Raw genomic sequence first — 11,085 nt, 5'->3', positions numbered from 1 at the left:
GCCGCTCTCGCGTCACGAACATGGCAGGTCCTGAGTTCCTCCATTCTGCGGCATTGGGGATCTTTTGGCTGTGGGGTTCTTCTCAGATTCCAGCCCCGGTCCCTAATCAACCCCGCGGGATCAGTCAGGTGGCTGACATCGTGATTCCCGCTGACCTCAAGCCCGCCGACGGCCGCTTCGGCTGCGGGCCCTCGAAGGTACGCACCGAGCAACTGGCCGCGCTCGCCGCCTCCGGCGCGAGTGTCATGGGCACCTCGCACCGCCAGAAGCCGGTCAAGAACCTGGTCGGCCGCGTACGCTCCGGGCTCGCCGACCTGTTCTCGCTGCCCGAGGGCTACCAGGTCGTGCTGGGCAACGGCGGCACCACTGCCTTCTGGGACATCGCCGCCTTCGGGCTGATCCGCGACAAGTCGCAGCACCTGTCGTTCGGCGAGTTCTCCTCGAAGTTCGCGACGGTCACCAAGAAGGCCCCGTGGCTGGCCGACCCGAGCGTCATCAAGTCCGAGGTCGGCACCTACCCCACGGCCGTGGCCGAGGAGGACGCCGACAACGACAAATAGCGATCCCAAAATCACGTCATCAAGCGATACAAGTCACAATCCACAGCGTGAAGTCAGCGGCGAGGTCTGCGAAATGAAGTGAGGTGTCCCTTGAACTGGGAGGATGGGAGTTCCTACGCTTCCATCGGCCCGCTGCAAAGGACACCTCGTAAGTTGGAATTCTCCCACGCCGCCAGCCGTACGCAGGCGATCTTCGACGACGAGCATGCGATCTCATTCGCGGGACTGGCCCCGGCGCTGCGGCTGGCCCAGCGGTGCGGACTAGAGCGACTGGTCGGCGAGCACGTGGCGCTGGGCACGGCCGACGGGGTCAACGCGCCGGCGAAGGTGGCCTCGATCGTGGCCGGAATGGCCTGCGGTGCTGACAGCATCGATGACCTGGACCTGCTGCGACATGGCGGGATGGACAGGATGTTCACCGGTATCCGCGCCCCCTCCACGCTGGGCTCGTTCCTACGCGCGTTCACCTGGGGCAACGTTCGCCAACTCGAAAAGGTCGCCCGCCAGGTGCTGGTGAGTCTGGCCGCCCACACGCCGTTGCTGCCCGGCAAGGACGTGCTGGCGTTCTTGGACATCGACTCGATGCAGCGGCGCACCTACGGGTATGCCAAGCAGGGCTCCGGCTTCGGCCACACCAAGATCCAAGGCAAGAATGTGCTGGTCAAGGGGCTGAACGCGCTGACCGTCACAGTGTCCACGCCGCTGTCGGCACCGGTGGTGGCCGCCAGTCGGCTGCGCGGCGGCACGACCGGCTCTGCGCGCGGCGCCTCCTGGGCGGTCCGCGAGGCCATCGGCACTGCACGTCAGGCAGGCTGCACCGGCACCCTCGTCCTGCGCGGCGACAGCGCGTTCTACGGCGCCGAGGTGATCGCCGCCTGCCGTGATCACGACACCCGCTTCTCGGTCACCGCCAAGCTGGACCCCAAGGTGAAGGCCGCGATCGCCACCATCGGCGGGGACGCCTGGAGGCCGATCGCCTACCCTCGGGCGATCTTCGATGAGCAGGCCGGTGGCTGGGTCTCGGACGCGCAGGTCGCCGAGGTCGGCTACACCGCCTTCACCAGCAAGAAGGGCAAGGCCGTCACCGCCCGGCTGATCGTGCGCCGGGTCAGGAAGCTCAACGAGCAGGCCGAGCGGGGCCAAGACGAGCTGTTCCCCGCCTATCGCTACTATCCGATCTTCACCGACAGCCCGTATACGCTCCTCCAGGCTGAAGAACAGCACCGTGATCACGCCGTGCAGGAACAGGTCAACGCCGATTTGATCAACGGGCCACTGGCGCATCTCCCCTCCGGCGTCTTCACCGCCAACGCCGCGTGGCTCACCCTGACCGCCATCACCCATAACCTGCTGCGCGCGCCGGGCTGCCTGGCTTCGGCCTTCCACGCCAAGGCACGCGGGGCGACCCTGCGCCGCCACCTCATCAGCGTGCCCGCCCGGCTGGCCCGGCGCGGCCCCGCTGCTGGGCGCGGCCACCTGACCCTGCACCTGCCCACCGGATGGCGCTGGCAGCCCGCCTGGATCAACGCCTTCACCGCCACCCACGATCCACCCGCCGCCACAGCGGCCTGACCAGCCGAAACCCAGGTCACACGCTGCTGACGACCCCTTGCGGTCACCCGCGCCTGCGCGCACCCCGAGCCCCTGACCAACCCCGGACAAGCCGCGACCCGAGCGCGGCGGCCCTCGCACGCCCGAAACAAGGCCTCTACCTGCAGGAGCAGCCCTCATCGAGGATGATGAACCGAAAACGATCAGACGAAATCACGCCATGGATTCAGGCTGAGCCCCTGTTGTCTGCAGGGAAAAGTGCACTTTCCGGGTGAGAGGGCGTATCTCGTCATACCCGCGTTTCCGTGCGTGAAGCCGACCCGGCGACCGCGCTCGGGCCGATCTGGCAGCGCCAAGTCGCCTTCGCCATCGCCTATCCTCAGGCGTTCTGTCGCCCAAAGCTGTAGCTCGCGCTGGCCCGATCCCGGGGGCGAGTAACGCGGGGACAGCCATTGGCGGTGAGATGGATCATGGTGCGGATCGTCACCGCTGGCCTGCGGAAACACTAAAGAGTGCATTATCGCGTCGGGCTATCCCACCATGTCCGGGGCCGAGAAGCTGACTTAACACGGTTGATCGTGCATCGCACTGACCTGGTCGAATAGCCCGTACCGCCAATGGGTGTCCCCGTGTTCCCGACCCCGGAATCGCCAGCCATGCTGCCGCTCGTGCCCGTGCCTGGCAGGGAGGTTTCACCAAATCTCGCCCTTGGCAATCCGTTGAAGCTTGGCGGATCCCTTTGCGCTGGCGCCATGGCTTCGCGTGCCAGGGTTCCCTCATCGTGTGCCACCTTGTTCCACGGCGTGTGGCTATGCCTTGCCGCCACCGCGCCGAATGCCGCCGGCTCGGCGGCCGGCGAGCCAGGCGAGCATCGAGGCTCAGGGGCAGGTGGCCAGGATGACGGAGATGACGGTGCAGGCCGCGGCGGCGCTGTCGTTGACCGGGTTGGGGTCGCCGGGAGCTGAGATGGTGCGGGTGGCGGTGACGTTGACCTGGCCCAGGGAGAGCAGGTTCAGCGGCAGCTGGAAGGTCTTGCTGGCGCCGGCGCCGCTGGCGATGGCGCCGTAGATGCAGGTGACCGAGCCGGGGACGCTGGTGCATCCGGACGACAGGTTGGTGGCGGTCTTGCCCGCGGGCAGGGTCGCGGTGAGGGTGGCGGAGATGACCGCGTCAGGGCCGGTGTTGTCAGCCGTCATCGTGTAGGAGAGATACGGCACCAGGATGCCCAGATGCGGCTGGGCGCCGAGGTCAACGTCGATGTCGGCGGCTTGAACGGTCGTGTTCTCGGCGTCGCTGTCGTTGGCCGAGGTGGGGTCGGGCTCGTTGCCGTCCACGCCGCCGGTGGCGATCACCGTGCCGGTCGCGGCCGGGGAGATGACCACATCGATGGTGGCCGAGTCGGAGCCGGCCAGGCTGCCCAGGCTGCAGGAGAGCGAGCTGGTGACCGTGCACGAGCCCTGCGAGGGGGTCGCGGACACGATGGTCGCCGAGGCGCCGGTCAGGGCGAGCGTGGCGGTCACACCGGTGGCGGCGGTGGGGCCGTTGTTGGTGACGGTGATGGTGTCGGTGAACGTGGTGCCGAGGTTGACCGGGTCGGCCGAGTCGGCCACCGACACGGCCAGGTCGGTGCCTGGCGTGTTGATCGTGGTGGACTGGGAGCCGTAGTAGTCGGTGCAGCAGTTGGCGAGCCGGGCCGTGGCGGTGACGGTGCCGGCCGCCGCGGGTGACACGGTCAGGGTGATCGTGCCGGGGGTGTTGATGAAGGGGGAGGCGGTGCACGGCACATAGGTGCTGGTGGCCGCGTGGCAACTGAGGGCGGGGTTGGAGGTGGCCACGCTGGTGACGGACGCGGACGCGCCCGACAAGGTGATGGCGCCGTCCCAGAGTTGGAAGCCGTCGTAGGCGACGGTGTAGGTGTAGCTGGTGCCGACGGTGACCGGGTCGGCCGAGTCGGTCACGGTGACCGAGGCGGCGTGCGCGGGGGTGACCACGGCCAGCACGCTCGCCGCGGCGAGCAGCACAGCGGCGGCCAGGCCCAGCAAACGGCCAGGCCAGCCGCGCCGGCCGCGGACACGTGGTGAGGGGATAAGCGCATCATGCGGAGTTCCTCCATTCGTGCACGCCCGTCCCCGGCCCGGCCCGGTGGCCGTGAACATCCGTGACGGCGTACCAGGGCGAGGCTCCCCGCAGCGTGCTGGACGCAGGACCAGCGCAGCCGCAGGGGCGCCCGGGGTCGCAGACGGTGAGAGCGTTCCGCCACCTGGCGAGAAGTCCCGCTCTCTTGCCTGACGGGGACTGGTCGCGGTGCGCTTTTTGAAAGGAGTCGGAGTCTCGTCTGTGCCCCGGGTCGGTTCGCCCGCCCGATGGTGCGCCCGCACCAAGGCCGACACAAGGGCAAATGCGCTACCGAACGGGCATTGGCCGAACCTGGCCACCAACAGGCCTGGACACTGGCTCCTGGCTTGGCGGCGGCCCTGGAGCACGACGGGGCGGTCATCGTGCAGGCCTGCCAGCTCTGGCTCCTGCTCGGCGAGGCCGACCCCGAACTCGTCTACGACCTGGACGGCGCCGAGGACGCCACGCACGAGCGGATGGACGTCCAAGCCCACCACCGGCTGGAGGCCGCCCTGTATGCGCAGGCGCCACTGACCGCCGCGGCGATGAACGCGCTGGCGGACGCGGAGTTCATCCTCCGCAACGCCGAGGACTTCGGAGGCCCGTGACAATGGCCAAGGTCCTGCCGCTCACTGGCGGCCCGACGCTGGCCGAGGCCGCCACCGCATTCCTGAGCCGCCGCGACCTGGACGCCGACGCCCTGCGCTCCTACCGCCAGACGCTGACCCGCCCGCGCACCCGAGTTCGGTGACGGCGCCATGCTGACCGACCTGACGGCCGAGCAGACGGCAGCGGTGTTCACCGCGGCGTGGGGGAACGCGGGCGCGAGGCGCTCGCGCTCACCGTCGCCGCGTGGGAGACGCCTCGCCAGCTTCCCCAGCCCGGGACAGCACCCCGCAGCTGATCATCATTCGCGACTGGACACTCCCTCACCGGGATCCTCCGCGTCCTCCAGGTCGAGGAGCAGGGGTTCGGCACCCGGGATCAGCAGTACGGCGGTGTGTGGGACTGGGCCGTACATCTGGCGAATGGCCACCAGCATGTCACTGGCCTGACGCAGTGGCCGGTGCCAGCAGAGCCGTTCTTCTGTGCCGTCCCCGTGCCAGTAAGTCACTCCGATGGCGCACGCCATGCGGCTCCGAGGCAGGTCCACCCCGCGCTCACCCACGGTTCCGTCGGGGGCGGCCGACCGCTGCCAGTCCGGCGCGCCGTTGAACCTGGTGAACGCATCGCCTTCCTTTTGCGCCGCCTCCAGGCCGATGTACCAGACGGACTCGGTGTCGAAGTCGTGGCCGAACCGCATCGCCACCCAGATGGCGCCGCCCGTGTTGTGTTCCATGATCTTCCTTCCCTCGCATGAGGGGAGAAAGAGTGCCGAGCCGATCGCCTTACGTCCTTCCACGACGGCACACCCAGCGGCGAAATCTGCCCACAACCGCTCAGGGCTCCCGAGTTCAGGCAGCGGAACAAGCTCGGACTGACAGTGCGGTCTGGCGTGTTCTCGCAGGTCGTCCTGCTCAGTGTCCATCACGATGTCAGCCGGTCAACATGATCATCAGCGCTTATCGCTGCTGGCTGCTCGGCTGTTCCCCAAGGCCGTGGTTGACCATGGCGGCACTGTCCAGCACCGTCACCCTCGCCATGTCGCCTCCGCCCTCCGTCGATGTCCTCGATCCCCCGGGGTTCGCCGGTGCAGCCCGCGCCGCGTCTGCCGAGACCCTCACCGGACCGACCGCCGTCACCGGCCCAGAGCATCCCCGCCGCCCGCGCTAACCCCCGACGCGCTACGCCGCGGTCATGGATCGGTGGAAGACCGCGGCCGGCTAAAAACGCTCGCCCCATGAGTTTTCCAAGTCGTACCAACTGACGTCTTTGGCCCAGAGGTAGACCGTGCCGAGCAGGTACGCGTAGGTTCCATGCCTGGGCGTTCCCTTGATGGGGCCGAGGCTCGGGCCCAGGAGCGGATTGCGCTTTTTCCAGTCGGGGCATGACGAGCATCCGAACGAAAAGTCCCGTTAGCAGAGCGGAGTTGAGCGGCTTGCCGTGACTTTTTCGTTCGGATGTGTCTCGCCGAAGGGTTGTCCGAGGTCACGGCCTATGTGCCTGGGTGGCCTCGACGGCCGTAACACGGGCGGCGTACACCCGGTGCGCCTTGCGCTCAGCCGGGCCGGCGCTGTCGGCGGCGGCAGCACTTTGCTCCAGCATGGCGCGGTGAAGTGCAAGCGGGGCCACTATGCGGACCGAATAGCCGGGGCCGCGGCGGAAGCCGCCCGCGAAGCGGCCCGGCGCCTGGCGGGGCAGGTCCATGTGGTGGGCCGGGATCCCGACGCGGAGCCATGGCGCGCACTCCTCCAGTGGATCAGGTGGGGGCTGTCCGGCCGGCGCCGCGGCCGACCGGTCGCTGCTGTTAGGGACGCGCCGTGGCAGGACATGGTCTCAGGCGAGCGGAGCGATGGATGGCGGACGCGCGCCGCCATCCTGGGCCGTGAGCACGCCTTCGCGGTCGACTACCACCTCTGCCGCCGCTGCCGCCTCGGCTGGGTCGAACACCCCTACACCATGCCCGAGTACCAAAGATGCGGACTGGCCAGCGCCGCCCTCGCCCAGCTGCGCGCCGAGCACCCGGGACTGTCCTGGCACACCCTCGGCGGCCACTTCCGCGAATCCCGGCCGTTCTGGGCCGCCGTCGGCGCCGGCGTGCCCGGCGGCTACCAGCAGCGCAGGGTCTGCCCCCACATCACGAACGGCTGATCCGCGGAACGGTCTGCGGCGTCGGATACACCTGGTCGGGGGTGATGGATGCGCCGACATCACCCCGGCAGAAGAGCCCTGGCACGACGCGGACGCCCTGCTGCCACATGGCCGCCAGCCGATGGCCGCCGTTGGTGAGCTGTACCTGCGTGATGGTGATGGGCTCGAGAACGAGGGCGCGTAGTCCCTCCCGCTCACGCTGGCCAAGCCGCTCCTCGACCTCGCGCAACCGGGCGGGAAGATCCGTGACGACTCCGTCCACGGCGTTGCGCTGCAGGAAGCCGTCGAAGGCCTCGCAGACCCGGTGCCAGTCAACGCGGTGGTACCAAGGCCCGTCCTTCCACAGCTCGTAGGAGCCGACGACACCGGCAACGTCGTCCAGGCGCACCTCGCACCAGATCAGCTCCTCTTCCCGCGCCGTCACGCGCCGTCTCCTGGTCGCCTGCCGGCGGCCTGCTGCGCGGCCTGTTTGGCCTGCAGCCGCTTGCGAACCACGGTGCCTGGCCAGGTGCTCGTGGCCCGCGGCTGGATCCCGTCAGCGGTCATGGCGAGCGGGTACTGCAGGCGAGCGCGATCGCCGGGCGGAGGGACGGAGCTCCTCTGGTCGTAGCCGGTCGCGGGAACGTCCCAGACCCGGATGCGCCACCACGTGTCGTAGTCGTCCTCGAACAAGAAGTACTCGACCGCTTCGGGCGAGACGGCGGCTAGGCGATCCAAGTAGGCGTCGAACGTCGCCCGGCCGAAGTCATGCGGGCTTCCTGGAGCGTCGTCGATCACGCCGCGCCCTACTACGGGGTTGTCGGCGTCGCCGTAGTCCGTGATCCACGACCATGATCCGTCCAGGTTGTCCTTCGTCTCGATCACGAAGGCGTACTGGCTGCCTGACGCGCTCATCCTCTGAGTCTGATCGGCCCTCTCGGCATGCGCCACCGGAACGCGTGTGCTACTGGTCGGTGGGGGCGAGCTCACCCTCGCCAACGAGGGCGGACAGGTGGCGGGTCCGGGCGAGCAGAGCACGCTGCGGATGTGCATGCTCTGGAGCGATCCGCCGCCAGCGGTCGGACAGCTCTACGATCCGATGCGCGAGCAGCTGCCCGAGGCGATGACCTGGCGGCTATCGCCGCAGGACGTGGAGTTGCTCATTGCGGTGCCAGGGTCGACATCGGAGGAGGTCGCGGCCACACGCGGGCGGCTGGGCCGGGCCCGCTTCGCTTTCATTGAGCGCTCGAACGTGCTGGTGTTGTGCCACCGGTTGGGTACGGGCGGGTGGACAGTGCAGCCGTGGCAGGCCGCCCGGCAGGACCACCTCGGCACGTACGCGCCGGACCTGCCTGCCGGTGATCGCTGCTGCAACGACGCGTCGTGCGCATGTCCGTGACGCGCCCGAATGAGGCCAGGAGGTGGTCGGTGAGCTGTGCTGCGCGATCATGAGCGCCATGTGCAGTACGTCAGATCCAAGCGCCGCCTGGCTGAGCAGATGAGCAGGCCACGCAGATGAGCAGGCCACGCTGACGAGACGCTCCTCATCAATGCTTCATCGTGCTCGTATTCGGGGTTCCTTGGCCTGCCTTCTGTCGTTCGCGGTATGCGCGCATGGTCACTTGGCTGCTGCAGCTGGGGCTGCAGTACAGGCCTGAGGAGTTGCGCGTTTTGTCGAAGAAGCCGACGTGGCAGGGGAGGTTGCGGCACATCTTCATGCGTGACCACATGTTCCGCTGGGCAATGTCGGCGATCGCAGCGAAGATCGTCCCGAACATCCCTGGTATGCCCTGCTGTGCGGAGATGAACTCGCATCCATCAGCGGTGATCACCGGCTGGAGAGGGTGCAGTGCAGCCGCCTGGCGAAGGCGCTGTTCCGCCTCGGCCAGCGCCCCCGCGGGTTCCTGCACGTCGACATGGGCGAGCAGGATGGTGACGAGCGCCTGTCGAAGGTCGCGTGCGGATGCCGCGTCTGCGTCGGAGAGCACCCAGTCGCCCAGGTCGATGACAGCCTCTTCGGCCCAGGCTCGCAGGGCGTGGGCGTCACCCAGCCGCTCGGGATCCCCGTTGCCTGTCGCCCGTGTGTTGACGAACCCCAGCACCAAGCCGGCTGCGTTTGGCGCAGTCAAAGGGCCACGGGTTGCCGTTGTCTCCTGCACTGCCCATCCACCTCCTGCTGCCGTAGAGCTTACTTCAGCTCTGATCTGCCTGCGATGAGTGAACAGAGATCACGCATAACGCATTCCCCCAGACTCAGGAAATCGTTAGCAGCTAAGTACTAACGCCATGGGCACGACATGCCACGGGTGCCCGGGAGGACTCGCGGCTGCTGGGGGTGTCCGCGCGCGGACGCCCCCAGCGGGATGGTGGTCTTCGACCTGTCCTCAGCAGCCTCATACGACACCGCCGGAGCAAGGACTTTGGGCACCGACTTGCGGTCGGCCGACAGGTAGTCGTGGGGCTGGCCTACAGGCCTGGCCAGCAGGAAGAGGCTGGCACAAGGTTGTTGCTGCAGACAACTACCAGTCGGTCGCCACGTAGGTGGTTTCCAGGTAGGCGTCGATGCCTTCGTAGCCGCCTTCTCATCCCAGTCCGGACTCCTTCACGCCCCCGAAGGGCTGCCGGGTCGGACACGAGACCACGGTTGAGGCCCACCATGCCGACTTCGAGACGTTCGGCGACGCGCAGTCCGCGGGCGAGTGAGCCGTAGACGTATGAGGTAAGGCCGAACTCCGTGGCGTTGGCGAGTTTGACGGCGTCCTCGTCGTCCTTGACGGGGATGATCGGTGCGACGGGGCCGAAGATCTCCTCGGTTGCCATGGCGGAGTCCCGGGGGACGTCGGTAAGGACCGTCGCCGGGTAGAAGAAGCCGCTGCGGTCGAGGCGTGCTGCACCGATGACGGCTCGGGCGCCCACGGCCACGGACCGGTCGACCTTGTCCGCGATCCCGTCCACGGCTCGCGCGTTGATCATCGGACCGAGTTCGGTGGCCGGGTCGGTGCCGGGCCCGATCCGCAGGGCGCCCATGCGCGCGGCGAGTCGTTGGGCGAACTCGTCGGCCACGCTCTGGTGTACGAGGAAGCGGTTCGCCGCAGTGCAGGCCTGGCCTCCGTTGCGGGGCTTGGCGAGCATCGCGCCCTCCACGGCGGCATCCAGCTCCGCGTCCTCCAGGACGATGAAGGGCCCGTTGCCGCCGAGCTCCATGGAGGTGTTCAGGACATGGTCGGCGGCCTGCTTGAGCAGGGTCCGCCCGACCCCGGTGGAGCCCGTGAACGACAGTTTGTGCACGCGGGCGTCGCTCAGGGCTGTGGTGACGAATTCGCCGGCCTTGTCCGTGGTCAGGACGTTCACCACGCCGGGTGGGGCGCCGGCGTCCTGCAGCAGCTTGGCGATCAGCAGCGCCGTCAGCGGGGTGTCGGAGACTGGCTTGAGTACCACCGAGCACCCGGCGGCGAGAGCTGGGGCGATCTTGCGGGTCGCCATGGCGGCGGGGAAGTTCCACGGCGTGAGGAGGAGGGCGACGCCGATCGGCTTGCGGAAGGTCAGGATGCGATTGGTGCCGGACGGGGTCCGGCGCAGTTCGCCGCCGATGCGGACGGCTTCCTCGGAGAACCAGCGGAAGAACTCGCCGACGTAGGCGGCCTCGCTGTGGGCGTCCTTGAGGGTCTTGCCCATCTCCAGGGCCATGACGAGGGCGAGTTCGTCCTGGTGCGCGACCGTCAGTTCGAAGGCGCGGCGTAGTACCTCGGCGCGCTCGCGGGGTGGGCGTGCGGCCCATTCGGCCTGGGCCTGCGCGGCCGCGTCAATAGCGCGGGCGACGTCATCGGTGGAGGCGCGCGGCACGTGGGTGATCGGTTCGCCGGTTGAGGGGTTGAGGACGGGGAAGGTGCCGGCGCCGCCGGTCCACTGTCCGTCCAGCAGCATCCGGGTCGGTGCGGCTTCGGGCAGGTTCACCGTTGGCTCCCAGGTGATGGTGGGGCTGGCGTCCGCCGCCGCGGTGCCGGACGCCCATGCGGGTCATGTTGCTCTGGGTGGCGATGCGGTGGGTGCGCCTCGGCCGGCCGCGCGGGACGGGCGTTGGGCGGTGTGCTGAGGGCCGGCCTCTGTGTGGTCGTCCGGCCCTCAGGCT

General features: G+C 68.5%; 11 protein-coding genes and 1 pseudogene. 6 read left to right on the top strand and 6 right to left on the bottom strand.

Features of this window, described 5'->3' with window-relative positions; genetic code table 11:
• Window positions 1–128 precede the first annotated feature (128 nt).
• A pseudogene (locus tag BLS95_RS03760) lies at window positions 129–548 on the top strand (PLP-dependent aminotransferase family protein); the annotation flags it as partial.
• Window positions 549–713: 165 nt separating this feature from the next.
• A complete protein-coding gene (locus tag BLS95_RS03755; RefSeq protein WP_090929366.1) occupies window positions 714–2,132 on the top strand; it encodes an IS1380 family transposase in 1,419 nt (472 codons plus the stop codon).
• A gap of 857 nt (window positions 2,133–2,989) precedes the next feature.
• On the opposite strand, the gene BLS95_RS58890 is transcribed toward BLS95_RS03755, so the two are convergent.
• Window positions 2,990–4,153 carry a DUF11 domain-containing protein gene (locus tag BLS95_RS58890; RefSeq protein WP_090929364.1) on the bottom strand — a complete coding sequence of 388 codons (1,164 nt, stop codon included), beginning with the start codon at window positions 4,151–4,153 and terminating at the stop codon, window positions 2,990–2,992.
• A gap of 420 nt (window positions 4,154–4,573) precedes the next feature.
• Between BLS95_RS58890 and BLS95_RS03745 the strand changes: the two genes are divergently transcribed.
• Both BLS95_RS03745 and BLS95_RS55400 read left to right on the top strand, forming a co-directional pair.
• The gene (locus BLS95_RS03745; protein ID WP_090929362.1) at window positions 4,574–4,834 is read left to right on the top strand and encodes a hypothetical protein; all 261 of its coding nucleotides are present in this window, start codon (window positions 4,574–4,576) and stop codon (window positions 4,832–4,834) included.
• The gene (locus BLS95_RS55400; protein WP_176993004.1) at window positions 4,831–4,977 is read left to right on the top strand and encodes a hypothetical protein; all 147 of its coding nucleotides are present in this window, start codon (window positions 4,831–4,833) and stop codon (window positions 4,975–4,977) included. The genes BLS95_RS03745 and BLS95_RS55400 overlap by 4 nt, the downstream gene beginning before the upstream one ends.
• A gap of 156 nt (window positions 4,978–5,133) precedes the next feature.
• Here BLS95_RS55400 and BLS95_RS03740 read toward each other — a convergent pair whose 3' ends face one another.
• On the bottom strand, window positions 5,134–5,565 hold the full coding sequence (locus BLS95_RS03740; protein ID WP_090929360.1) for a hypothetical protein: 432 nt from the start codon (window positions 5,563–5,565) through the stop codon (window positions 5,134–5,136).
• A gap of 872 nt (window positions 5,566–6,437) precedes the next feature.
• Here BLS95_RS03740 and BLS95_RS56695 point away from each other — a divergent pair.
• Window positions 6,438–6,977 carry a hypothetical protein gene (locus BLS95_RS56695; RefSeq protein WP_218135583.1) on the top strand — a complete coding sequence of 180 codons (540 nt, stop codon included), beginning with the start codon at window positions 6,438–6,440 and terminating at the stop codon, window positions 6,975–6,977.
• On the opposite strand, the gene BLS95_RS03725 is transcribed toward BLS95_RS56695, so the two are convergent.
• Together BLS95_RS03725 and BLS95_RS03720 are read right to left on the bottom strand one after the other, a co-directional pair.
• The gene (locus BLS95_RS03725; RefSeq protein WP_090929357.1) at window positions 6,964–7,401 is read right to left on the bottom strand and encodes a hypothetical protein; all 438 of its coding nucleotides are present in this window, start codon (window positions 7,399–7,401) and stop codon (window positions 6,964–6,966) included. The genes BLS95_RS56695 and BLS95_RS03725 overlap by 14 nt on opposite strands.
• A complete protein-coding gene (locus BLS95_RS03720; protein ID WP_143043572.1) occupies window positions 7,398–7,871 on the bottom strand; it encodes a hypothetical protein in 474 nt (157 codons plus the stop codon). Before BLS95_RS03720 ends, BLS95_RS03725 begins: the two co-directional genes overlap by 4 nt.
• A 46-nt stretch (window positions 7,872–7,917) precedes the next feature.
• Between BLS95_RS03720 and BLS95_RS03715 the strand changes: the two genes are divergently transcribed.
• Window positions 7,918–8,355 (top strand): hypothetical protein, encoded by a 438-nt coding sequence (locus BLS95_RS03715; RefSeq protein WP_090929353.1) that lies wholly within the window; start codon window positions 7,918–7,920, stop codon window positions 8,353–8,355.
• A gap of 148 nt (window positions 8,356–8,503) precedes the next feature.
• Here BLS95_RS03715 and BLS95_RS03710 read toward each other — a convergent pair whose 3' ends face one another.
• Complete coding sequence (locus tag BLS95_RS03710) at window positions 8,504–9,058, bottom strand: CGNR zinc finger domain-containing protein (protein ID WP_090929898.1); 555 nt, start codon at window positions 9,056–9,058, stop codon at window positions 8,504–8,506.
• Between the two features lie 364 nt (window positions 9,059–9,422).
• Window positions 9,423–10,910, bottom strand: a complete 1,488-nt coding sequence (locus tag BLS95_RS03705) for an NAD-dependent succinate-semialdehyde dehydrogenase (protein ID WP_245764813.1) — start codon at window positions 10,908–10,910, stop codon at window positions 9,423–9,425.
• Between the last annotated feature and the right edge of the window lie 175 nt (window positions 10,911–11,085).

The sequence above is a fragment of the Nonomuraea jiangxiensis genome, from assembly GCF_900099965.1.
In the GTDB taxonomy this organism is placed as follows: domain Bacteria; phylum Actinomycetota; class Actinomycetes; order Streptosporangiales; family Streptosporangiaceae; genus Nonomuraea; species Nonomuraea jiangxiensis.
Note: the sequence above shows the minus strand (reverse complement) of the source record. Positions and strands in the feature narration are given on the sequence as shown.

Excerpts from the sequence above, each read along its gene's own strand:
- BLS95_RS03740 (WP_090929360.1), bottom strand. The coding sequence starts at position 5,565 with ATGGAACACAACACGGGCGGCGCCATCTGGGTGGCGATGCGGTTCGGC.
- BLS95_RS03720 (WP_143043572.1), bottom strand. The coding sequence starts at position 7,871 with ATGAGCGCGTCAGGCAGCCAGTACGCCTTCGTGATCGAGACGAAGGAC.